This window comes from Micromonospora radicis, assembly GCF_003583405.1.
Lineage (GTDB): Bacteria > Actinomycetota > Actinomycetes > Mycobacteriales > Micromonosporaceae > Micromonospora > Micromonospora radicis.
In genome coordinates, this window is sequence record NZ_QXEC01000044.1 from 1 (window position 1) to 21,145 (window position 21,145).

The 21,145-nt window shown below is 72.4% G+C and carries 24 protein-coding genes; 12 read left to right on the forward strand and 12 right to left on the reverse strand.

Annotated elements, in window-relative coordinates; translation table 11 throughout:
* Positions 1-34 precede the first annotated feature (34 nt).
* The gene (locus tag D2L64_RS25900; protein WP_119579818.1) at positions 35-709 is read right to left on the reverse strand and encodes a TetR/AcrR family transcriptional regulator; all 675 of its coding nucleotides are present in this window, start codon (positions 707-709) and stop codon (positions 35-37) included.
* A gap of 87 nt (positions 710-796) precedes the next feature.
* Here D2L64_RS25900 and D2L64_RS25905 point away from each other — a divergent pair, with 87 nt between their 5' ends.
* Complete coding sequence (locus D2L64_RS25905) at positions 797-1,474, forward strand: SDR family NAD(P)-dependent oxidoreductase (protein ID WP_119579819.1); 678 nt, start codon at positions 797-799, stop codon at positions 1,472-1,474.
* 22 nt (positions 1,475-1,496) lie between these two features.
* On the opposite strand, the gene D2L64_RS28115 is transcribed toward D2L64_RS25905, so the two are convergent.
* On the reverse strand, positions 1,497-2,192 hold the full coding sequence (locus D2L64_RS28115; protein WP_233559152.1) for a helix-turn-helix domain-containing protein: 696 nt from the start codon (positions 2,190-2,192) through the stop codon (positions 1,497-1,499).
* A gap of 156 nt (positions 2,193-2,348) precedes the next feature.
* On the opposite strand from D2L64_RS28115, the gene D2L64_RS25915 reads away from it, so the two are divergent.
* Complete coding sequence (locus tag D2L64_RS25915; protein ID WP_119579820.1) at positions 2,349-3,362, forward strand: potassium channel family protein; 1,014 nt, start codon at positions 2,349-2,351, stop codon at positions 3,360-3,362.
* A 90-nt stretch (positions 3,363-3,452) separates the two neighbouring features.
* On the opposite strand, the gene D2L64_RS25920 is transcribed toward D2L64_RS25915, so the two are convergent.
* Positions 3,453-3,959, reverse strand: coding sequence for a MarR family winged helix-turn-helix transcriptional regulator (locus D2L64_RS25920; protein WP_233559153.1), 507 nt, complete (start codon positions 3,957-3,959; stop codon positions 3,453-3,455).
* Between the two features lie 83 nt (positions 3,960-4,042).
* On the opposite strand from D2L64_RS25920, the gene D2L64_RS25925 reads away from it, so the two are divergent.
* Positions 4,043-4,684: an FMN-dependent NADH-azoreductase gene (locus tag D2L64_RS25925; RefSeq protein ID WP_119579822.1), complete on the forward strand. Its 642-nt coding sequence runs from the start codon at positions 4,043-4,045 to the stop codon at positions 4,682-4,684.
* A 66-nt stretch (positions 4,685-4,750) separates the two neighbouring features.
* On the opposite strand, the gene D2L64_RS25930 is transcribed toward D2L64_RS25925, so the two are convergent.
* Positions 4,751-5,788 carry a 2-oxoacid:ferredoxin oxidoreductase subunit beta gene (locus tag D2L64_RS25930; RefSeq protein ID WP_119579823.1) on the reverse strand — a complete coding sequence of 346 codons (1,038 nt, stop codon included), beginning with the start codon at positions 5,786-5,788 and terminating at the stop codon, positions 4,751-4,753.
* Positions 5,781-7,628 (reverse strand): 2-oxoacid:acceptor oxidoreductase subunit alpha, encoded by a 1,848-nt coding sequence (locus D2L64_RS25935; protein ID WP_119579824.1) that lies wholly within the window; start codon positions 7,626-7,628, stop codon positions 5,781-5,783. The genes D2L64_RS25930 and D2L64_RS25935 overlap by 8 nt, the downstream gene beginning before the upstream one ends.
* Positions 7,629-7,857: 229 nt before the next feature.
* Between D2L64_RS25935 and D2L64_RS25940 the strand changes: the two genes are divergently transcribed.
* A complete protein-coding gene (locus tag D2L64_RS25940) occupies positions 7,858-8,235 on the forward strand; it encodes an NADH-quinone oxidoreductase subunit A (RefSeq protein ID WP_119579825.1) in 378 nt (125 codons plus the stop codon).
* Between the two features lie 9 nt (positions 8,236-8,244).
* Here the strand turns inward: D2L64_RS25940 and folP are convergent, their stop codons facing one another.
* Positions 8,245-9,114, reverse strand: a complete 870-nt coding sequence (folP, locus tag D2L64_RS25945; RefSeq protein ID WP_119579826.1) for a dihydropteroate synthase — start codon at positions 9,112-9,114, stop codon at positions 8,245-8,247.
* Positions 9,115-9,260: 146 nt separating this feature from the next.
* Here folP and D2L64_RS25950 point away from each other — a divergent pair, with 146 nt between their 5' ends.
* From D2L64_RS25950 to D2L64_RS25965, 4 genes are all read left to right on the forward strand, one after another.
* A complete protein-coding gene (locus D2L64_RS25950) occupies positions 9,261-9,740 on the forward strand; it encodes a DivIVA domain-containing protein (RefSeq protein WP_119579827.1) in 480 nt (159 codons plus the stop codon).
* On the forward strand, positions 9,737-10,234 hold the full coding sequence (locus D2L64_RS25955) for an SRPBCC family protein (protein WP_119579828.1): 498 nt from the start codon (positions 9,737-9,739) through the stop codon (positions 10,232-10,234). The genes D2L64_RS25950 and D2L64_RS25955 overlap by 4 nt, the downstream gene beginning before the upstream one ends.
* A gap of 69 nt (positions 10,235-10,303) precedes the next feature.
* Complete coding sequence (locus tag D2L64_RS25960; protein ID WP_119579829.1) at positions 10,304-10,894, forward strand: DNA-3-methyladenine glycosylase I; 591 nt, start codon at positions 10,304-10,306, stop codon at positions 10,892-10,894.
* 4 nt (positions 10,895-10,898) lie between these two features.
* Entirely contained in the window at positions 10,899-11,525 is a 627-nt protein-coding gene (locus D2L64_RS25965) for a hypothetical protein (RefSeq protein WP_119579830.1), read from the forward strand.
* 118 nt (positions 11,526-11,643) lie between these two features.
* Here D2L64_RS25965 and D2L64_RS25970 read toward each other — a convergent pair whose 3' ends face one another.
* Entirely contained in the window at positions 11,644-12,435 is a 792-nt protein-coding gene (locus D2L64_RS25970; RefSeq protein ID WP_119579831.1) for an enoyl-CoA hydratase-related protein, read from the reverse strand.
* Positions 12,432-13,256 carry a PaaX family transcriptional regulator gene (locus D2L64_RS25975; RefSeq protein ID WP_119579832.1) on the reverse strand — a complete coding sequence of 275 codons (825 nt, stop codon included), beginning with the start codon at positions 13,254-13,256 and terminating at the stop codon, positions 12,432-12,434. The genes D2L64_RS25970 and D2L64_RS25975 overlap by 4 nt, the downstream gene beginning before the upstream one ends.
* A gap of 191 nt (positions 13,257-13,447) precedes the next feature.
* Between D2L64_RS25975 and D2L64_RS25980 the strand changes: the two genes are divergently transcribed.
* Together D2L64_RS25980 and D2L64_RS25985 are read left to right on the forward strand one after the other, a co-directional pair.
* Positions 13,448-13,615: a DUF3117 domain-containing protein gene (locus tag D2L64_RS25980; RefSeq protein ID WP_013283866.1), complete on the forward strand. Its 168-nt coding sequence runs from the start codon at positions 13,448-13,450 to the stop codon at positions 13,613-13,615.
* Positions 13,616-13,766: 151 nt separating this feature from the next.
* On the forward strand, positions 13,767-15,233 hold the full coding sequence (locus tag D2L64_RS25985; RefSeq protein ID WP_119579833.1) for a leucyl aminopeptidase family protein: 1,467 nt from the start codon (positions 13,767-13,769) through the stop codon (positions 15,231-15,233).
* 7 nt (positions 15,234-15,240) lie between these two features.
* Here D2L64_RS25985 and D2L64_RS25990 read toward each other — a convergent pair whose 3' ends face one another.
* Positions 15,241-15,849 (reverse strand): O-methyltransferase, encoded by a 609-nt coding sequence (locus D2L64_RS25990; RefSeq protein ID WP_199714787.1) that lies wholly within the window; start codon positions 15,847-15,849, stop codon positions 15,241-15,243.
* Positions 15,850-16,199: 350 nt separating this feature from the next.
* Here D2L64_RS25990 and D2L64_RS25995 point away from each other — a divergent pair, with 350 nt between their 5' ends.
* Together D2L64_RS25995 and D2L64_RS26000 are read left to right on the forward strand one after the other, a co-directional pair.
* Positions 16,200-17,435 (forward strand): S1C family serine protease, encoded by a 1,236-nt coding sequence (locus D2L64_RS25995; RefSeq protein WP_199714789.1) that lies wholly within the window; start codon positions 16,200-16,202, stop codon positions 17,433-17,435.
* A 70-nt stretch (positions 17,436-17,505) separates the two neighbouring features.
* The gene (locus D2L64_RS26000; RefSeq protein ID WP_119579835.1) at positions 17,506-17,934 is read left to right on the forward strand and encodes a Sec-independent protein translocase family protein; all 429 of its coding nucleotides are present in this window, start codon (positions 17,506-17,508) and stop codon (positions 17,932-17,934) included.
* Positions 17,935-18,016: 82 nt separating this feature from the next.
* Here D2L64_RS26000 and D2L64_RS26005 read toward each other — a convergent pair whose 3' ends face one another.
* The 3 genes from D2L64_RS26005 to D2L64_RS26015 form a co-directional block, all read right to left on the reverse strand.
* On the reverse strand, positions 18,017-19,165 hold the full coding sequence (locus tag D2L64_RS26005) for an Mrp/NBP35 family ATP-binding protein (protein ID WP_119579836.1): 1,149 nt from the start codon (positions 19,163-19,165) through the stop codon (positions 18,017-18,019).
* A gap of 66 nt (positions 19,166-19,231) precedes the next feature.
* Positions 19,232-19,861 carry a DUF1003 domain-containing protein gene (locus tag D2L64_RS26010; protein WP_119579837.1) on the reverse strand — a complete coding sequence of 210 codons (630 nt, stop codon included), beginning with the start codon at positions 19,859-19,861 and terminating at the stop codon, positions 19,232-19,234.
* Positions 19,854-21,137 carry a magnesium transporter MgtE N-terminal domain-containing protein gene (locus D2L64_RS26015; protein WP_119579844.1) on the reverse strand — a complete coding sequence of 428 codons (1,284 nt, stop codon included), beginning with the start codon at positions 21,135-21,137 and terminating at the stop codon, positions 19,854-19,856. The genes D2L64_RS26010 and D2L64_RS26015 overlap by 8 nt, the downstream gene beginning before the upstream one ends.
* Positions 21,138-21,145 lie beyond the last annotated feature (8 nt).

Genomic DNA, 21,145 nt, shown 5'->3' on the forward strand with positions numbered 1-21,145 from the left:
TCCGCGCCGGGGGGGCGCCGTCGTACCAGCAGGCTCACCGATCGTGTTGCCGGCGGGTCGACCGCAGTAGGGCGCGGTACATCTGTCGGGGAGTGGGCGGGGCGGGCAGTGGCTCCGTGCCCGGGGCCGCGCAGGCTTGGAGGAGATAGCCGACCAGGCGGCGCCAGGTTTCCGGGGCGGCGTCGGCGGTGGCGGTCAATACTCCGGCATTCGCCATGAGGAACATCGGCATGTCCTCGGTGGCGAAGTCCGCCCGGAGTCGCCCGGCGTTCTTGGCGCGCTCGACCAGGGCCGTGAAGTCGGCGTACGCCCGATCACGGTCGGCCTGTAGGCGTCTGGCCGTTGGGAAGGTCATGGTCAGCACGGTGGTGAAGCCCCGGTCGCCGGCCTGCATCGCGCAGATCCGTTGGACGTAGTCACAGAAACCGCGCCACGCGTCCGGGTCGGCCAGTGCCTCCCGCGCAGCGTCGGCGTACGCGGTCATCTTGGCCTCGAAGGCGGCGGCGATGAGGTCGGCGCGGGTCGGGTAACGGCGGTAGAGGGTGCCGACGCCCACCCCGGCGCGCCGGGCGATCTCGTCCATCGGCGCCTCGATGCCGAGGTCGGCGAAGGTGTCCCGGGCTGCCGCGACAATGCGCTGCCGGTTGCGCTCCGCGTCGGCACGGAGGCCGGACCTGCCGTGGCCGGAGGGTTCGGACGATGACGTCATGCAGGTCACATTAACCAGAAGTGGAAGGTCTCGTCCACTTAACTGCTACCGTTGGCCGGCTCGGCCCACCTCATCTCAAGGAGACCCATGCCCACCATCGCCATCGTCGGAGCCGGTTCTGGCCTCGGCCTCTCCATTGCCAGGCGCTTCGGCCGAGAGGGGTTCGCCGTCGCACTCGTCTCCCGCACCCAGGCCAACGTCGACGAACTGGCCGAGGAACTCGGCAAGGACGGCATCGACGCGGCCGGCTTCGCGGCCGACGCCACGGACACCCGGGCACTCGGTGCCGGCTTCGCGGGCATCACCGCGCGATTCGGGCCGGTCGAGGTGCTCAGCTTCTCACCCAGCGCGCCCGGCGACCCGCGGCTGCGGCCGGTCACCGCGACCGAGGTCACCCTGGCGGATGTCCTGCCGCAACTGGACTTCTACCTGGGTGGTGGTATCGCCGCGGTGCAGCAGGTGCTGCCCGGCATGACCGAACGGGGCAGCGGCACCATCATCTTCACCACGGGCGGCACATCCGCGAACCCCGGTATGCGTCCCGCGTTCGCCAGCATCGCCATCGGTGCCGGTGCCCTGCGCACCTACGCCCTCTCTCTACATGCCGCCGTTGCCGGCGACGGCGTCCACGTCGCCCACGTCCCGCTGTCGACCTGGATCGGGCAGGGCGGCCCGGAGACTCAGCCGGACACCATCGCCGAGCACTACTGGTCCCTCTACACCCGTCGGGAGGGGGCGGAGCATCCGTACGTCGCTCTGCCCTGACCTGGGTGGCCGCTCGGCAGCGCTAGTCTCTGGCGAGGTCCCGTGGCGGGTGGGTCACCCGCGCGATGCCGGCGGGCCGCGGCCGGCGGGGCCTGCGCACCGCGCTCATGGCGGACCTGCCGCCCGAGGCCGCACGCGGCAACGGACTGCGCGCGACCAGGCGTGCGTCGGGGGCGGCGAACCCGGTGACCCGGTGGACGGGCTGGCTGCCGGACGGGCCGTCGAAGCGGGCGGGGAGGTCGTCGAAGACCACGATCCGCAGACCGCCGGTGACCGCACCGGCCGGCGTGACCCTGCCGACCGGTACGCCGAGCCCGACCCCGCCGAGCCCGTCGGTGGGCAGCCCGGTCGCGGCCCGGGCGCCGCCGAGCCGGGCGACCGGATGCCGGGCGCCACCGGCGGCGGGACGGGGCGGAATGACCGGCGAGCCGGCGTGCCGGGGGGCCGAGAGGTGACCGTTCCGGGGTGCGGACGGGATCCGGCGTTCGACCCGGCGCAGTTCGTCGCGGACCGCCTCCAGCAGGTCGGAGAGGTAGAGGTCGAGGGCGCGGCAGACCGCCGCCAGCACCTCGGACGACGCTTCCTTGCGTCCCCGCTCGACCTCGGAAAGGTAGGGCACGGAGACCCCGGCGGCCTGGGCCACCTCCCGAAGCGTGCGGCCCTGGCGCTGACGCTCCCGGCGCAGCACGGCACCGATCACCCGTCGCAACAACGACATGCGGGCCTCACTCTCGTCGGTCCGGCGCCTGACGTCACCATCATGCCCGCTACCGTCGGGTTCCGTCGTCCCTGCCCGGGCCGCCTCGCCGTGCGGATCCCCCGGCAGGGGCTATGTTGTGGGCGTGCAGGCGACGGCGGCGGGGCAGGTTCCGCGGTGATCCACTTTCCCGCGCAGCGGCGTGGCCCGCTCAGCGCGCTGAGCCTGCGGTTGGCTGCCGCCGTCGGGCTGGTGCTCGCCGTGGTCGCGGTGGTCTACCTCGAACGGGACCAGTATCGCGACATCAACGGTGACGGGCTGACCCTGTTGGACTGCTTCTACTACGCGGTGGTCTCGCTGTCGACCACCGGGTACGGCGACATCGTGCCGGCCACCCAGGGTGCCCGGCTGGTCAACGTCCTGTTCATCACCCCGGCGCGGGTGCTGTTCCTGATCATCCTGGTCGGTACCACGCTGGAGGTACTGACCGAGCAGTACCGGACCGGTCGCCGCCTGCACCGGTGGGAGAGGAAATTGAAGGACCACGTCATCATCTGCGGCTACGGCACCAAGGGCCGCAGCGCGATCTCCGCGCTACAGGAGAACGGGCTGGACAAGTCCCGGATCGTGGTGGTGGAGCGCAGCGCGTCGGCGTTGCGGCAGGCCACCTCGAACGGGTTGGTCGCGATCGAGGGTTCGGCGACCCGCTCCTCGGTGCTCAACCAGGCGCATGTGCGTACCGCCAAGGCGGTGATCATCGCGACCGACAGCGACGACGCGTCGGTGCTGGTGGCGCTGACCGTCCGCCAGCTCACCGCCGGTCAGGTCCGCATCATCGCCGCCGCCCGGGAGGCGGAGAACGCGCCGCTGCTCAAGCAGAGCGGCGCCCACCACGTGATCGTCTCCTCGGCCACCGCCGGTCGGTTGCTGGGCCTGTCGACCTCGGCTCCGCCGCTGATCGACGTGGTGGAGGATCTGCTGACGCCGGGTCAGGGCATGGCGCTGGCCATGCGGTCGGCCGAGCGGCACGAGGTCGGCCGGAATCCGCGTGAGCTGGACACGCTGGTCATCGCGTTGGTGCGGCGGGGGAAGGTGGTCACCCTCGCGGACCGGGCCGGTGCGGTGGTGGAGACCGGCGACATGCTGGTGCACGTACGCGACGACCGGCCGACGGCGAACACGCTGCCCTGACCTCGCGGCGCGCTACCGGGCCTTCGCGGTGCGCTTCCGGCCGTCGACCGGCGAGGTCTGCCGCCACCGCTCGCCCCGAACCGGCCGCGGTCAGCAGGCTTCCGGCGGCACCTCTGCGGCGCAGATCGCCTCGACGCAGGTCGTCGAGGACTCGCTGGTCGCCCGGCGGAGCAGGTCGTACAGGGTGGCGCGCTCGGTCTCGTCCAACGCGCCGAACACCTCGTCCTCGACGGTGGCCAGCGCGCATTCGGCTTCGTTGAGACGAGCCGCGCCGGCCTCGGTGAGCCGTACCACGTGCCGGCGGCGGTCCTCGGGTGCGCGTCGTCGCTCGATGAGGCCGTCCGCCTCCAGGCCGTTGAGCAGGCCGACCACGTTGGTGCTGTCGAGCTGGAGGGTGCTGGCGAGCCCCTGCTGGCTGATGCCGTCGGCGTCGCGCAGGACGGTGAGCGTGACCAGGTGCCGGGGGCGCAGGCCGAGCGGCGCCAGTACCGATTCCGACCGCAGTCGCATCCGGCGGGCGAGGTGTTCGAGCAGGGCGCCGCTGCGGCGCTCCGTCTGCGCGGTGTGCGCTGCCTGCTCGCCCGGCCCGGTAGGCATGTGACCCACTTTACCCGCCGAGGGAAACATAGTCTTGCTATAAATAGTTGGTGCTAAACAAACCATCTATGGAGGGTTAGCCAATGTCTCACCTGCTGCACATCGACTCCAGCATCCGCGGCGAGCACTCGGTCAGCCGCCGACTCACCGCCCGCGCCGCCGCTGCCTGGCTCGCGGCTCACCCGGGCGGCACGGTCACCCGGCGTGACCTCGGCAGGCAGCCGCTGCCGCACGTCGACGAGGCGAGCGGCCTGGCCCGGATGACCCCACCCGACCAGCACACCCCGGAACAGCGCCGCTCCTGGGAGCTGACCGAGGAGCTGGTGGCCGAGGTGAAGCGGGCCGACACCGTGCTGCTCGGCCTGCCGCTCTACAACTACGGCGCGCCGAGCAGCGTGAAGAGCTGGGTCGACCTGCTCATCGCGCCCGGCCTGTCGCACGACCCGGCAACCGGTGCCGGGCTGCTCGGCGAGCGCGAGTTCGTCGTGCTGGCCTCCCGGGGCGGCGGCTACGGCGCCGGTACCCCGCGCGAGGGCTGGGACCACGCCGAGCCCTGGCTGGCGCACGTCCTGTCCGTGACCGGCCTGGCGCCGCGCTTCATCGCCGCCGAACTGACGCTTGCCCCGGCCGTGCCCGCCATGGCCGAGCTGATCCCGCTGCACGAGGAGAGTCTCGCGGCGGCCGAGCGGTCCATCGACGAACTGTGGGCGCCGGCGGTCGTCTGACCACACGCGCAAGGGGCGGGCCGCTCCGGTACGGAACGGCCCGCCCCTTCGGCGTACGGTCGGTCGTCAGCCGACGATGGTCCAGGTGTCGCCGCTGCCCAGCAGGTCGGCGAGCTGCTGCTCGGGGGTCTCGGTGACCTTCGCCTTGGCGTCGGCCACCTGGGCCTGCACCACGCTGTCGTAGGACGGCCGGCGCACCGACCGGAACACCCCGATCGGGGTGTTGCGCAGGTCGAACCCGGGCAGCCGGGACAGCGCGAAGGCGTACGCGGGATCCGCGACGGTCGCGTCGTGCACGACGATCTCCTCGGCCGGGGTGGCCGCGGTGTCGCGGACCTCCAGGCCGAAGCCACCCGGCGGGTGCACGACGCAGAACTGCCCGTCCTTGCCGAAGGTGATCGGCTGGCCGTGCTCCAGCCGGATCAGGTGGTCGTCCCGGATGCCCGGCTCCTTGAGCTGGTCGAACGCCCCGTCGTTGAAGATGTTGCAGTTCTGGTAGATCTCCACGAACGCCGAGCCCTCGTGCTCGGCGGCGGCGCGCAGCACCGACTGGAGGTGCTTGCGGTCCGAGTCGATGGTCCGGCCGACGAAGGTGGCCTCCGCGCCCAGCGCCAGCGAGAGCGGGTTGAACGGCGCGTCCGCCGAGCCGGCCGGGGTCGACTTGGTGATCTTGCCGACCTCGGAGGTCGGGGAGTACTGGCCCTTCGTCAGGCCGTAGATCCGGTTGTTGAACAGCAGGATCTTGAGGTTGACGTTGCGGCGCAGCGCGTGGATCAGGTGGTTTCCGCCGATGGAGAGCGCGTCACCGTCACCGGTGACCACCCACACCGACAGATCCGGGCGGGAGACCGACAGGCCGGTGGCGATCGCCGGGGCGCGGCCGTGGATGGAGTGCATCCCGTAGGTGTTCATGTAGTACGGGAAACGCGACGAGCAGCCGATGCCCGAGACGAAGACGATGTTCTCTCGGGGGATGTTCAGCTCCGGCATGAACTGCTGGACGGCGGCGAGGATCGCGTAGTCGCCGCAGCCGGGGCACCAGCGCACCTCCTGGTCGGACTTGAAGTCCTTGGCGGTGAGCTTGAGGGCGACGGGCTCAGACATTCTTCAGGACCTCTTCCAGCATCGTCTCCAGCTCGGCGGCGGTGAACGGCAGGCCGCGGACCTGGTTGTAGCCGATCGCGTCGACCAGGTAGCGGGCCCGGATCACGTGGGCCAGCTGGCCGAGGTTCATCTCCGGGATGACCACCCGGTCGTAGGAGGCCAGCACCGTGCCCAGGTTCGCCGGCATCGGGGCGAGGTGGCGCAGGTGTGCCTGGGCCACCGGCAGGCCGCGTTGGCGCAGGGCCCGGCAGGCGGCGCCGATCGGGCCGTACGTCGAGCCCCAGCCGAGCACCAGCACCCGGGCGTCGCCGTCCGGATCCTCCACCTCGAGGTCGGGTACGTCGATCGCCTCGATCCGGGCCGCCCGGGTCCGCACCATGAAGTCGTGGTTCGCCGGGTCGTACGAGATGTCGCCGGTCTTGTCGGCCTTCTCCAGCCCACCGATGCGGTGCTCCAGCCCCGGGGTGCCCGGAACGGCCCACGGCCGGGCCAGGGTCTGCGGGTCGCGTAGGTACGGCAGGAAGGTCGTGCCGTCCTCGCCGTTGGGCGCGGTGGCGAACTCGACCCGCAGGTCCGGCAGCGACTCCACGTCCGGCAGCAGCCACGGCTCGGAGCCGTTGGCGACGTAGTTGTCCGACAGCAGGATCACCGGCGTGCGGTAGGTCAGCGCGATCCGGGCCGCCTCCAGCGCCGCGTGGAAGCAGTCCGACGGCGACTTCGGGGCGATCACCGCCACCGGCGCCTCGCCGTGCCGGCCGAACAGCGCCATGTTCAGGTCGGCCTGCTCGGTCTTGGTCGGCATGCCGGTGGACGGCCCGGCCCGCTGCACGTCGACGATGACCAGCGGCAGTTCCAGCGCCACCGCGAGCGAGATGGTCTCGCCCTTGAGTGCCACACCCGGGCCGCTGGTGGTGGTGATGCCGAGCGCACCGCCGTACGACGCGCCCAGCGCCGCGCCGATCGCGGCGATCTCGTCCTCGGCCTGCATCGTGGTCACACCGAACCGCTTGTGCTTGCTCAGCTCGTGCAGGATGTCCGAGGCCGGGGTGATCGGGTAGGCGCCGAGGAAGACCGGCAGGCCGGAGCGGACCCCGGCGGCGACCAGGCCCAGCGACAGCGCGGCGTTGCCGGTGATGTTGCGGTAGGTGCCCGGCGGCATCTTGGCCGGCTTGACCTCGTACCGGACGGCGAAGTCCTCGGTGGTCTCGCCGAAGTTCCAGCCGGCCTTGAAGGCTGCCACGTTGGCCGCGACCAACTCGGGGCGCTTGGCGAACTTGCGCTCCAGGAACCGCAGCGTCGAGGAGTACGGCCGGGAGTACATCCAGCTGAGCAGGCCCAGGGCGAACATGTTCTTGGCCCGCTCGGCGTCCTTCTTGGAGACGTCGAGTTCGGCCAGCGCGCCGATGGTCATCGAGGTCAGCGCCACCGGGTGTACCGCGTACCCGTCGAGCGTGTCGTCGTCGAGCGGGCTGCTCGCGTACCCGACCTTGGCCAGGTTGCGCCGGGTGAACTCGTCGGTGTTGACGATGATGTCCGCGCCGCGGGGCAGGTCCGCGAGGTTCGCCTTGAGCGCTGCGGGATTCATCGCGACCAGTACGTTGGGCGCGTCGCCCGGGGTGAGGATGTCGTAGTCGGCGAAGTGCACCTGGAAGCTCGACACGCCGGGCAGGGTGCCGGCGGGAGCCCGGATCTCGGCGGGGAAGTTGGGCAACGTGGAGATGTCGTTGCCCAACTGGGCGGTCTCCGAGGTGAACCGGTCACCGGTGAGCTGCATGCCGTCACCGGAGTCGCCGGCGAATCGGATGACCACTCGGTCCAGTTGGCGGATCTGCTTGGTCACGCCCGCACCTCGCTTCGCTGCGCGCCGCGGCCCGGCGCGTCGTCCTCACCGAGAGCCTACGTCGAATCACCCTCGTGCTTTCCCAGGAGGTCCGCCGACTGGGAACGAATCGTGGGTTTTATGTCACCTCTTGCGGCGTTTCGGGCCGCTCGGGTAATCCAGATCACCGCCGTCCGGCCGACCACCGCCCGGCCCCGATCAGCGCCGACCGACGGTAGGCTGATCGACCGTGACCGGTTACCTGGGCTCGTACGCGACGCTCGGGCTGTTGCTGCTCGCCAGCGTCCTCTTCCTGGTCGTCGCGTTCTCGGCCAACCGGGTGCTGCGGCCGGCCCGCCCGGCGGACCCGCCCGGCAAGCGCGCCAACTACGAGTGCGGCGTCGACCCGGTCGGCGGCGACTGGGCGCAGATGCAGATCCGCTACTACGTCTATGCGTATCTCTACGTGCTCTTCGCGGTCGAGGCGGTGTTCCTCTTCCCCTGGGCGGTGATCTTCGACCGGCCCGGGTTCGGGTTGGTCACCGTCGTGGAGATGGCGATCTTCGTGGCGGTCCTCGCCCTCGGGCTGTTCTACGCCTGGCGCCGCAAGATCCTGAACTGGACCTGACCGGCCCGGTCAGGCCAGACCGCGCCGGCTGAGCGCCGGCGGGCGGGTGCCCTGGATGGCGGCCACCATGTCCAGCACCCGGCGGGTCTGTCGCACCTGGTGTGCCCGGAAGACCCGGGCGCCCAGCCAGGCGGAGACCGCCGTGGCGGCCAGCGTCCCCTCCAACCGCTCGGTGACCGGCAGGTCCAGCGTCTCGCCGATGAAGTCCTTGTTCGACAGGGCGACCAGCAGCGGCCAGCCGGTGCCGGACAGCTCGCCGAGCCGCCGGGTGATCTCCAGCGAGTGCCGGGTGTTCTTGCCGAAGTCGTGCGCCGGGTCGATCAGGATCCCGTCCGGGCGTACCCCCAGCGACACCGCGCGTTCGGCGAGCCCGGTCACCGTCGTCAGCACGTCGGCCACCACGTCGTCGAAGGCGGCCCGGTGCGGCCGGGTGCGCGGGCTGAGCCCGCCCGCGTGCGAGCAGACCAGACCCGCGCCGGTCCGCGCGGCGACCTCGGCGACCGCCGGATCCGCCCCCGACCAGGTGTCGTTGAGCAGGTCCGCGCCGGCCGACACGGCCTCCACCGCGACCTCGGCCCGCCAGGTGTCGATCGAGATCACCACCTCCGGGAAGGCGGCCCGGACGGCGGCGATGGTGCCGACCGTCCGGCGGATCTCCTCGGCGACGTCCACCTCGGCACCCGGCCCGGCCTTCACCCCGCCGATGTCGACGATCTCCGCGCCCTCGGCCACCGCCCGCTCCACGGCCCGCAGGGCGCTGTCGGCGGCGAAGGTCGCACCCCGGTCGAAGAACGAGTCCGGCGTGCGGTTGACGATCGCCATCACCACCAGCTCGTCGGGGCCGAACCGCCGTCCACCGAGCCGCAGCACCCCGGTCACCCCGCCTCCTCCACCACGCCGTACCCGCCGTCGGGATCCCGCCGCCGGCCACCGTGACGCTATCCGGTCGGCGGCGACCGGTTCCCGTCCGGTACGGCGCGCCGGGTGGGGTCGCTCCGCTCCGCTCGGCGTGCCACGATCAGTGCATGGGTCAGCTTCTGCTCGTGGTGGTCGTGGCGGTCGCCGTCGCGGCGGTGGTGTTCGGCGTGACCGTGCTGGTCACCGGCCGGGATCCCGGCCTGACACCGGTCGAGGCGGACGGCCGGGCGGTGCCGCTGCCCGGCGACCGACCGCTGCGGGAGACCGACGTGGGCGAGGTGCGCTTCGACACCGCGCTGCGCGGGTACCGGATGGCCCAGGTCGACCAGGCGATGCGCCGGGCGGCCTACGACATCGGCTACAAGACCGAGTTGATCGGCGTACTGGAGGCGGAGGTGACCGCGTTGCGCGAGGGCCGCACCGACGAGGCCGACGCCCTGCGGCAGGCCCGCGAGCAGTCGGCCGGCCAGGCGATCGGCCCGGTCGGCGACGCGGGTACGGAGTCCACCGGCGCGGCGACCATCGAGTTGGGCGAGCCGGCGGAGGCCGAGCTGGGACCGTCCGTGGTGCGCTCGGAGTCGGCGTGATCGACCCGGACGCGCCGGACGACCTGCGCGAGGCGGCCCGGCGTGGTGCCGGTGAGGTCACCGCCACCGTGATCGTCGACGCACCGGCGGAGCAGGTCTTCGCGGCCCTGCTGGCCTGGGAGCGGCAGTCCGAGTGGATCCCGTTCACCACGGTGCGCGTGGTCGAGGGGGACGGCGGCGAGGGCAGCCTGGTCGAGGCGGTCACCACGCTCGGCCCGACCGTGCTGCGGGACCGGATGCGGGTGGTCCGGGTGGACGCACCGTACGAGATCGGCGTGGTGCACTGCGGCACGCTGCTGCGCGGGCCGGGCGTGCTGCGCTGCACCCCGTTGGCGGGTGGCCGCAGCCAGGTGGTCTGGCACGAGTGGTTCCACCTGCCCGGTGGCCCGGCCGGTCGGGTGGCCTGGCCGGTGCTCTGGCCGGGCTCCAAGTTCGGCCTCACCCGGGCGCTGCGCCGCTTCGCCCGGCAGGTCGAGCAGGGGCAGCTGCCCTGATCGGTGCGGCGCCCCGGAGCGCCGCGAGGCGAACGGCCGCTGTCGGACCACCCGCCTAGCCTTGGTCCCGTGACTGACTTGGTGATCGGTGCAGACGGGCGGGCCCGCTGCGCCTGGGGAGCGAGCACCCCCGACTACGCCGTCTACCACGACACCGAGTGGGGCCGTCCGCTGCACGGTGACGACGAGCTCTACGAGCGGATGACGCTGGAGGCGTTCCAGTCCGGGTTGTCCTGGTTGACCATCCTGCGCAAGCGGCCGGCGTTCCGGGTCGCCTTCGACGACTTCCGGATCGAGGCGGTCGCCGGCTACGGCGAGGCGGAGGTGGAGCGGCTGCTCGCCGACGCCGGCATCGTCCGGAACCGGGCGAAGATCGAGGCGGCGATCGCCAACGCCCGGGCCGCGTTGGAGCTGCCGACGGGCCTCTCCGAGCTGCTCTGGTCGTTCGCCCCGCCGGCCGGTCGGGTCCGGCCGACCGTCTTCGGCGAGGTGCCGGCGCGCACCGACACCTCCACGGCGATGGCCAAGGCACTCAAGCGGCACGGCTTCCGGTTCGTCGGTCCGACCACCGCGTACGCGCTGATGCAGGCCACCGGGATGGTCGACGACCACCTGGCGGGCTGCCACGTCGTCACGACCGAAACGGCCGTGATGGGATAGCGACATGACGACCGAAACCGCACACCGGCTGAACGGGGCGACCCACCTTGACGGCACCGGTACCTGGGCCGTGCTGTTGCCCGCCGGCCGGTACGACGCCGAGCGGCTCGTCCACCACGACACGCTGGAGCTGACCGGGCTGGGCGAGGTGCCCGTGCTGCCGCGCCCCCACGACCAGGTCGCGGTGTTCGCCGACGAGCCACCCCGGCTGGTGGCGCTGGGCCGGGTCGCCGCGCCGACGGTCCCGCACCCGGAGGACCCGGACGACCCGCAGTCCGACCGGCAGCCCGAGGCACTTGTGGTGCGTTACACCCGGCGTGCCTTCGACGAGCCGGTGCCGGCGGAGGGGCTGCCCCTCGACGGCCCGGTGAGCCCGCTCGACCCGGTGACGTTCCGCGAGCTGGTCGACCGGCTTCCTCCGCCGCCGCAGCGGCGAACCTGGCTGGTCAGCCTGGACCTGCCGATCGAGGCCGAGTCCCCGGCCGAGGCGGTCCGGCTGTTCTGGGCCTACGTGCAGGAGTTGGGCCCGCGCGAGCTGCCGGCCTTCGTCTCGCCCTCCGGTGACGAGTTGGCGATGCAGGCCTTCGTGCTCGGCGCCGAGGCCAACCAGGATCCGGAAGAGGACGACTGACCGTCGGTCGAGCGCGCGCGGGGGCGGTCGATGAGCGACTGGTCGTCGGCCCGTGGCACCCCGGGGCGAGTCCCGCCCGTCCGAGTCGGGCGGCAGCTGGCGACCCGGGTCGAGAGTCTCAGCGACCCTCGAAGACCGGCTTCTGCTTGTTGACGAAGGCCAACGTGGCGGCCCGGTGGTCGGCGGTGCGCCCGCAGATCGACTGCGCCTGCGCCTCGGCGGCCAGGGCGTCGGCCAGGGTGCCGGCGTCGGCGACCGAGAGCTGCCGCTTGATCGCCCCGTACGCCACGGTCGGGCCGGCGGCGAGCCGGGCGGCGAGTTCCTGCGCGGCCGGCAGGACGCCCTCGTCGTCGTCCACCAGCCGGTTGAGCAGCCCCAGGCGGTGCGCCTCTTCGGCGCGTACCGGCTCGGCCAGCATCAACAGCTCGACGGCCTTGGCGTGGCCGACCAGCCGGGGCAGCGTCCAGGAGGCGCCGGTGTCGGCGGCCAGCCCGACCTTGGCGAAGGCCATCAGGAAGCTGGTCGACGGCCCACCGATGCGGATGTCGGCCAGGAAGGCCAGCGAGGCGCCGGCCCCGGCGGCCATCCCGCGTACCGCGGCCACCACCGGCTTGGGCAGGTTGGCCAGCCGGGCCGCGATCGGGTTGTAGTGCGCCTGGACGGTGGTCAACGGGTTGCTGGCACCCGACTCCAGGATGGCCACGTGCTCGCGCAGGTCCTGACCGGCGCAGAACGACCCGCCGGCACCGGCGAGCACGATCGCCCGGCAGCCGCGGTCGGCCTCCAACTCGGCGAGGGTGTCCCGCAGCGCCTCCTTGAGCGCCACGTCCAACGCGTTCAGCGCGGTCGGGCGGTTCAGGGTCAGGGTGGCGACGGCGTCGGTGCGGTCGACGAGCAGCGGCTCGGTCACGTCTGGCGTTCCTTCGGTCGGACTATCCGGTTACCACCGTCGAGGCACTGCTCGACGTACCGGTCGGCGGCTGGCCGGAGCCGGGCCGCGTGCCGGTCGAAGAAGCTGGCCGCGGCGGTACCCGGCCAGCGTTCGGGCAGCAGCGCCGGCGGCAGCTGCGGATCCCGGAAGAGGAACGTACGCCACGCGTGCACCAGCCGGAACCGGGCCGCGTACGCGTCCTCGTCGCAGCTGCGTGCGGTGATCCCGGTCAGCAGCGCGCGTTGGTCGGCGACGAACTGCTCGTAGGCGCGGCCGATCTCGGCCAGGTCCCAGGCCCGGCGGACCAGACCCATGGCGCCGGGGGTGCCGGCGGCGTGCGCGGCGCTGAACCGCTCGAAGCGTACGCCCGCCTCGTCCAGCAGCAGGTCGACGTCCTCGCCGGGCCGGGTGGCCACCCAGGTCTGCTCGTCGAGGGTGCCGTAACCGAGGTAGCGCAGGTTGGCGGAGAGGCGCTGGCGGTCCCGCCGGGCGGCCGGGGCGTCGAGCACCAGCAGGTCGAATCGGCCGTCCCAGCTGACCCGGCCGGTGCGGTAGATCCGGGAGGCGGCCTCGTCCAGTCGGCGGGCGGCCTTCGGTGTGATCGAGTAGCCCGGTCCGGAGGTCAGTTTGACCGGTTCGAGCCAGCCCTGTCGCACCATCCGGGACACCGCCGTACGCACCGCCGGCGGGGCTATCCCGAGCGGTGCCAGGAGCTTGACCAGGGCGGCGACCGGTGCCCGGCCACCCCGGGGCCGGAGGTGGTCGCCGTACAGGTCGAATAGTGCCGACCGTGCCTGCATGACCGCACATTGTGACAGGCCTTCTCGGGATAAGCTAGATGCTGTTACATCAATGCTGCTTCGGTTTGGGTCCGGCGGTGTTCATCAGGGAAAATCGTTGGTCGACACCCCCCGTGCAAGTTGCGGGTGGTCATGGCGAAGTGGCTGTGGGGCAACCCACCGACCCTGGTGTAGGTCTGAGGGGAGACAACATGGCGGCGATGAAGCCGCGGACGGGCGACGGTCCGCTGGAAGTCACCAAGGAGGGCCGGGGCATCGTCATGCGGGTCCCGCTGGAGGGCGGTGGCCGGCTCGTCGTCGAGATGACTCCCGACGAGGCGACGGCGCTCGGTGACGCGCTGAAGGCGGCCGCCGGCTGATCAGGCCGGTTCCGTCGGCGACGCTCGCCGCCGCGGACGGTTTCGTGTCGGCCCTGGCCCTGAGCCACCGGTCCACCCGGTGGCTCAGGGCCTTCACGATCATTTATCGCGGTCCTGGACCCGCGATCTTCCTCAGGAGGTACGGCGCCGCGTGCTCGCCATCCGTCTGACCGCCGAGCCGGACCGGCTCGACACCCTGGCCCTACCCGTGCGGCCGGGCGCCACCGACGACGCACCGGCGCAGCCGGTCCCGACCGGGGTGCAACTGCCCGAAGGAGTGGCCGACGAGGCGGCGGCGCTGGTGCCGCTGGCCCGGTCGAAGGGCCGGACCGGCGAGGTGCGCGGACACCTGCGGCCGGGGCGTACTCCGGCCCGGTTGCTGCTGGTCGGCCTGGGTGGCGGCGACGAGGCGGCGGGGCGGGCGGCCGGAGCCGCGCTGTTCCGAGCCGCACGGGATGAGACGCATATCACATTCGCGCTGCCGGCCGGGGTGTCCCCGGAGACGGTTCGCGGCCTGGTCGAGGGGCTGCTGCTCGGCTCGTACCGGTTCCGGCTGGGCGCCGATCCCGATGCTCCCGCGCTGGTCGGGGTGGACCTCGCCGTCACCGACCCGGACGCGTACCAGCCGGTGGTCGAGGTGGCCCGGACGACCGCCCGGATGACCCGGCTGGCCCGCGACCTGACCAACACCCCCTCGTCGGTCAAGAACCCGCAGTGGTTCGCCGACCAGGTCGCCGAGGCCGCCGCCGAACTGCCCGGACTCCGGATCCGGGTACGCGAGCCGGAGCAGCTGGCCGCCGAGGGTTTCGGCGGGATCCTCGCGGTGGGCGGCGGCTCGGCCAGCGGCCCCCGCCTGGTCGAGCTGGACTGGCAACCGGCCGACGCCCGGACCCACGTGGTCCTGGTCGGCAAGGGCATCACCTTCGACACCGGCGGCATCTCGATCAAGCCGGTGCCGGCGATGAAGCTGATGCGCAAGGACATGGCCGGTGCGGCAGCGGTGGTCGCGGCGACCCTCGGCGCCGCGGCGCTGCGGTTGCCGGTCCGGATCACCACGCTCGCGCCGCTCGCCGAGAACATGGTCAGTGGTGCCGCGTTCCGGCCCGGTGACATCGTCCGGCACTACGGCGGGCTGACCAGCGAGACCACCAACTCCGACGCCGAGGGTCGGCTGGTGCTCGCCGACGCGATGGCGTACGCGGTGCAGGAACTCAAGCCCGACCTGCTGATCGACCTGGCGACCCTGACCGGGGCGAACGCGGTCGCGCTCGGCAGCCGTACCGGCGCCCTCTACAGCGACGACGACCAGCTCGCCGCGGACCTGCTGGCGGCGATCGAGACGGCCGGTGAGTCCGCCTGGCGGATGCCGCTGCCGGCCGACTACGTCGAGCATCTCGGCAGCGACGTGGCCGACCTGCACAGTGCGCCGACCCAGGGCGCCGGATCCGTGCTGGCCGCGCTCTACCTGCGCGAGTTCACCGGCGACCTGCGCGAGCGCTGGCTGCACATCGACATGTCGGCGCCGTCCTGGTCCGACCGGGACGACGCCGAGCTGACCCGCGGCGCGACCGGCTGGGGCGTACGCGGCCTGCTGCGCTGGCTGGGCACGCTCTCCTGACCGGGGTTCAGCAGCGGACCGCGGCCAGCAGGCCGTGGCCGACCGGCAACAGGGCCGGCACCCAGTGCTCCGACTCGCGGATGGCCTTGACCGTCTCGCGCACGGTCACCGTGTCTGCGTCGCGCGCCGCCGGGTCGCCGATCCGCCCCCCGGCGAGCGCGCCGTTGAGCACCAGCACCCCGCCCTGCCGCAGTAGCCGCAGCGCGGCGTCCACGCAGGCCGTGAAGCCGGTCGCCTCGGCGTCGACGAAGACCAGGTCGTACGCGCCGTCCGCGAGCCGGGGTAGCACGTCCAGCGCCCGACCGGTGATGATTCGCGTCCGGCCGGCGACGAAGCCGGCCTCGGTGAAGATGCGGCGGGCGATCCGCTGGTGCTCCACCTCGACGTCGATGGTGGTGAGCACGCCGTCGGTGCGCATGCCGCGCAGCAGCCACAGGCCGCTGACGCCGGTGCCGGTGCCGATCTCGACCACCGCCCGGGCGTTGCCGGCGGCGGCGAGCAGGCGCAACGCGGCGCCGGCACCCGGGGTGACCGCGTCGAGACCGACCTCGTTGGCGAGGCTGCGCGCGGTTCGCAGCACGAGGTCTTCCGTGACGTACGACTCGGCGAAGTGCAGAGCCGGGTTCGCCGAACTGCCGGAACCGGCGACCGTGGCGATGGGACACCTCCGGGCAGCGAGCATGGAGCGCAAGGCGGGTGGGCACTGTGACTCTAGAGGCGGCCCGCGCCGGGCGCAGCCGGGCATCCACCCGCAGTGACAACCGCTGACCCCGCACGGCACATCCGTGCAATCCTGGAAGCGGTATCCCGTCGACCGCACGTCCGGCGGCGCACCTCGCGGACCGTGGATACCGGGGACGGACTGGGAGGCACCGAGTGACCGACGGCTGGGACTGGCGCCAGCCCGGCGCGAGCGGCGTACCGGCGGGACAGCCGGGGCCCGGACAGCCGCCGGCCGGCACACCGATGACGGCGCAACAGGTCGGGCGGCCGGCCGCGTCACCGTGGTGGTCCGACGCGCTCGCCGACCCGTGGCGGGATCCGAACGCGCCGACGGCCGTGGTCATCCCGGCCGCGCCGATGCCGGGAACCGAGCCGGAGCCGGTCAGCGATCCGGACGCGCCGGGGCGGTCCAGGCTGCCCCAGCTGCTGTTCATCCCCCTGATCGCGGCCCTGCTCGCCGGCACGCTCGGCGGCGCGCTCGGCTACGCCTTCGCCGTGCGCAGCGGTGTCGCCGCCGGGCCGGTGCTCGGTGCCGCACCGGGTTCGGTGCCCACCCTCGCCCAACGGCCGCCGGAGTCGCTGGCCGGCGTCGCGGAACGTGTCCTGCCCAGCGTGGTCACCGTCCGGGTGGCCGGGGTGGGCGGCACCAGCGAGGGCTCCGGCTTCGTCGCCAGCGCCGACGGCCACGTGATCACGAACGATCACGTGGTGGCCGGCGGCACCGGCAAGGCTTCGGTGATCTTCAACGACGGTAGTACGGCGGCGGCGACGGTGGTCGGGCAGGACGAGGAGTCCGACATCGCAGTGATCAAAGTCACTCGTGGCGGGCTGCGTCCGGTCGAGTTCGGCGACTCCGACGCGCTGGCGGTCGGCGACCCGGTGCTCGCCATCGGTTCACCACTGTCGCTGGCGAACACGGTCACCGCGGGCATCGTCAGCGCCCTCGACCGGACGATGCAGGCCGGCGAGCCGGGCGGCCCGACGCGCTACTACGCCGCCATCCAGACCGACGCCGCGGTCAACCACGGCAACTCGGGCGGTCCACTGGTCGACTCGGCCGGCCGGGTGATCGGGGTCAACTCCACCATCAAGTCGCTGGTGGCCGACGGGCAGGAGGCCGGCAACATCGGTCTCGCCTTCGCCATCCCGATCAACCAGGCCAAGCGGATCACCCAGGAGATCATCGGCACCGGCAAGGCCCGCCGTACGGTGATCGGCGCCCAGGTCGGCGGGCCCGGCTCCAACACCAACGGCGCCGGCGTACGGCTCGCGGCGGTCGAACCGGCCGGGCCGGCGGCCGGGGCGGGGCTCCGTGCCGGTGACGTGATCCTGCGGCTCAACGGCCGGCCGATGACCGAGCCGACCGACCTGATCGCCCTGGTCCGCAAGTACGCCCCGGGTTCCGTGGTGACCGTCGAGTACCGCCGGGGCTCCGACCGGCAGAATGCCTCGGTGACCCTCGCGGCGGACGCGAAGTGACCTCGTACCCCCTTCTGACCGGACCCTGACGTGCGTACTCTTGCTGCGTAGCCGGTGAGGAGGCCCCAGGGTGTTCGAGAACCTGAACGTGTGGGAGGTCGGTGCGCTGCTGCTGCTGGCGCTGCTGATCTTCGGTGACCGGCTGCCCGCGGTGATCTCCGACGGTCTGCGGATGGTGCGCAACCTGCGCGCGATGGCGCGCAACGCCACCACCGACCTGAGCAAGGAACTCGGCACCGACATCCAGCTGGAGGACCTGCACCCCAAGGCGTTCATCCGCAAGCACCTGCTCAGCGAGGAGGACGAGCAGGCGATCCGGAAGCCGCTGCAGGGCATGTACGACGATCTCCGGTCGGACGTCAGCAACGTGCAGAAGGACATCAAGGACGTGGCCACCGCGGCGGATCCGCGTACTCCCGGTCCCGCCTCGACCGCCACGTCGTCGGCCGGCAGCGCGGCACCGGCCCCGCGCACGGCCAGCTACGACGAGGTCACCTGAGGCCCGGCGCCCAGGTCCGGCTACGACGACGTCGGCCACCCCCGTAACCGGAGGTGGCCGACGATCTGGTCTTCGGTACGGGTCAGCGGCCGGCCGGCTTGAGCCCCAGCGGCTTGCCGAGCAGCGACTCGCGGCGCACCGCGAGCCGGTCGGCGACCTGGTCCAGGGCTTTCGCCGCCGGGGAGTCCGGCGCGGCGAGCACGATCGGGTTCCCCTCGTCGCCGGCCTCCCGGACCCGGGTGTCGAGCGGCACCTGACCCAGCAACGGGACCTGCGCGCCGATGGTCTGGGTCAACGAGTCGGCCACGGTCTGCCCGCCGCCGGCCCCGAAGACCTCCATCCGCGACCCGTCGGGCAGCTCCAGCCAGGACATGTTCTCGATCACACCGACGACCCGCTGGTGGGTCTGCAGGGCGATCGCGCCGGCTCGCTCGGCCACCTCGGCGGCGGCGGTCTGCGGCGTGGTGACCACCAGGATCTCGGCGTTGGGCAGCAGCTGGGCCAGGGAGATGGCCACGTCGCCGGTGCCCGGCGGCAGGTCCAGCAGGAGGACGTCCAGGTCACCCCAGTAGACGTCGGCGAGGAACTGCTGCAACGCCCGGTGCAGCATCGGCCCGCGCCACACCACGGCGGCGTTGCCGGCGGTGAACATGCCGATCGAGATGACCTTCACGCCGTGCGACTGCGGCGGCATGATCATGTCTTCGACCCGGGTCGGGCGGCCGTCCGCGCCCAGCATCCGCGGCACCGAGTGCCCGTAGATGTCCGCGTCCACCACGCCCACCGACAGGCCCCGGGCGGCCAGTGCGGCGGCCAGGTTCACCGTCACGCTGGACTTGCCCACGCCACCCTTGCCGCTGGCCACCGCGTACACCCGGGTCCGTGAGCCGGGCTGGGCGAACGGGATGACCGGCTCCTCGGTGGCGCCACCGCCCCGCAGCTTGGCCTGGAGTTCCTGGCGCTGCTCGGGGCTCATCACCCCGAAGTCGATCTCGACACCGGTGACCCCGCTCACCGCGCTCACCGCGGCGGTGATGTCGGTACGCAGCTTGTCCTTCAACGGGCAGCCGGCCACGGTGAGCAGCAACTCGACCCGGACCGCACCGTCCTCGTCGACCTCGGCGGAGCGCACCATGCCGAGTTCGGTGATCGGCCGGCGGATCTCCGGGTCGTTGACGGTGGCCAGGGCGGCCAGAACAGCGTCGTTGACGGTGCTGACGGGAGCTGACATGGCGGCAATGTTACGTCGGCCCGGTCCGGTCACCGGCGCCAGCAGCGCAGGTTGTGAGCGATTCGATCAGCTTTCCGGGCGGCGGGGGGTGCCGGTGTCGCGGCGGCCGTCACCCGGACGATCGCCGTCCAGCTCGTCGCGGGGCTCGTCGAGCCCCTCGCCACCCCCGCGCGCGGCGGCGTCGTCGCGTTGCCGGCGCTCCAGCCGGTGCCGACGCTGCGCCGCTTCGTCCAACTCCTCGGCCAGCCGGGACAGCTCCGAACGGACGAAGTCGCGCGTCGCCACCTCACCCAGCGCGATCCGCAACGCGGCGATCTCCCGAGCCAGGTACTCCGTGTCGGCCTTCTGCATGGTCGCCCGGCGGCGGTCCTCGTCCAGCGCCACCCGGTCGCGGTCGGCCTGCCGGTTCTGCGCCAGCAGGATCAGCGGAGCCGCGTACGACGCCTGGATCGACAACACCAGCGTGAGGAAGGTGAAGGTGTACGGGTCGAAGCGCAGGCCCGTCGGGGCGAGGGTGTTCCAGGCGAACCAGGCGCCGATGACCAGCGTCATGTAGACGATGAAGTTCGCCGTGCCCATGCCGCGGGCGATGCCCTCGGCCCACCGGCCGAAGGTCTCCTGGTCGACCCGGGGCAGCTTCAACCCCCGGGGCTCGCGCGGCAGGTCCAGCCGCTCCACCCGCCGCTGCTCAGACATCCGTGCCCTCCGTCGTAGGGTCGGAAGCCGTGCTCAGCACCGCATCGCGGTCCCGCCAGTCCCGGGGCAGCGAGTGGTCCAGGACGTCGTCGACGGTGACCGCACCGACCAACCGATTGTTCCGGTCGATCACCGGCATCGCCACCAGATCGTAGGTGGCCATCCGGCGGGTGATCTCCGGTAGGGGCGTGGTCGGGCGCAACGGGTCGATGTCGTTCACCACCACCCCGCCGAGCAGGTCGGCCGGCGGCTCCCGCAGTAGCCGCTGGAAGTGGACCATCCCCAGGTAGCGGCCGGTCGGCGTGGTCATCGGCGCCCGGGTCACGAAGACCTGCGCGGCCACCGCGGGGGAGAGCTGCGGCTCCCGGATCCGGGCGAGCGCCTCCGCCACCGTGGCGTCGGGTGGCAGGATCACCGGCTCCGAGGTCATCACGCTGCCGGCCGTGCCCGGGGTGTACTTCAACAGCTGCCGGACCGAGTCGGCCTCGTCCGGCTCCATCAGGTCGAGCAGCACGTCCTGTTCCGGCGGTGGCAGCTCACCGAGCAGGTCGGCGGCGTCGTCCGGGTCCATCTCCTCAAGGATGTCGGCCGCCCGTTCCCGGTCCAGCGCGGCGAGGATCTCGACCTGGTCGTGCTCGGGCAGCTCGCTCAACACGTCGGCGAGCCGCTCGTCGTCCAGGGCCGCGGCCACCTCGTTGCGCCGGGTGTCGGGCAGGTCCTGCAACGCGTTGGCCAGGTCGGCCGGGCGCATGTCTTCAAGTACGGACAGCAGGTTCGCGGTGCCCCGGGTATCGGCGACGCCGCTGAGGCCGCGTACCTTGTCCCACTCCACCTGCTGAAGGTTGCCCCGTCGGGCGAGCCGGCCGGTCTGCTCTCGGACCGCCACCCGGGTCAGCGACCACTCGCCACCGCGACTCGACTCCATCGCCACGTCCACCACCGTCGCCGCCCGGCCGTCCGGGGTGAGCTGCACCCGGCGGTCAAGCAGCTCCTGGAGGACCAGCAGTTCGTTCGGACGCTTCTCGAACCGGCGCAGGTTCAACGTCCCGCTGCCCAGCACGACCGCGTCGGCGTCGATGGAGGTGATCCGGTTGATGGAGAGGAAGATGCGCCGCCGCATCGGCATCTCGGCGACCAGACCCACCACCTCGGGCGGGCGCTGACCCGGCCGCAGCCGGGCGACCGCGTCGCGTACCCGGCCCACCTGGTCGCCGTTCGGGTCGAAGACGGCGACTCCGGCGAGTCGGGCGATGTACACCCGGGTCGGCGTGCTCACGCGCACCA

Bases quoted from the DNA above. Each gene is read 5' to 3' on its own strand.
- D2L64_RS25900 (WP_119579818.1), bottom strand. From the start codon at position 709: ATGACGTCATCGTCCGAACCCTCCGGCCACGGCAGGTCCGGCCTCCGT.
- D2L64_RS25905 (WP_119579819.1), top strand. From the start codon at position 797: ATGCCCACCATCGCCATCGTCGGAGCCGGTTCTGGCCTCGGCCTCTCC.
- D2L64_RS28115 (WP_233559152.1), bottom strand. From the start codon at position 2,192: ATGTCGTTGTTGCGACGGGTGATCGGTGCCGTGCTGCGCCGGGAGCGT.
- D2L64_RS25920 (WP_233559153.1), bottom strand. From the start codon at position 3,959: ATGCCTACCGGGCCGGGCGAGCAGGCAGCGCACACCGCGCAGACGGAG.
- D2L64_RS25925 (WP_119579822.1), top strand. From the start codon at position 4,043: ATGTCTCACCTGCTGCACATCGACTCCAGCATCCGCGGCGAGCACTCG.
- D2L64_RS25930 (WP_119579823.1), bottom strand. From the start codon at position 5,788: ATGTCTGAGCCCGTCGCCCTCAAGCTCACCGCCAAGGACTTCAAGTCC.
- D2L64_RS25950 (WP_119579827.1), top strand. From the start codon at position 9,261: ATGGGTCAGCTTCTGCTCGTGGTGGTCGTGGCGGTCGCCGTCGCGGCG.
- D2L64_RS25965 (WP_119579830.1), top strand. From the start codon at position 10,899: ATGACGACCGAAACCGCACACCGGCTGAACGGGGCGACCCACCTTGAC.
- D2L64_RS25975 (WP_119579832.1), bottom strand. From the start codon at position 13,256: ATGCAGGCACGGTCGGCACTATTCGACCTGTACGGCGACCACCTCCGG.
- D2L64_RS25980 (WP_013283866.1), top strand. From the start codon at position 13,448: ATGGCGGCGATGAAGCCGCGGACGGGCGACGGTCCGCTGGAAGTCACC.
- D2L64_RS25995 (WP_199714789.1), top strand. From the start codon at position 16,200: ATGACGGCGCAACAGGTCGGGCGGCCGGCCGCGTCACCGTGGTGGTCC.
- D2L64_RS26005 (WP_119579836.1), bottom strand. From the start codon at position 19,165: ATGTCAGCTCCCGTCAGCACCGTCAACGACGCTGTTCTGGCCGCCCTG.
- D2L64_RS26010 (WP_119579837.1), bottom strand. From the start codon at position 19,861: ATGTCTGAGCAGCGGCGGGTGGAGCGGCTGGACCTGCCGCGCGAGCCC.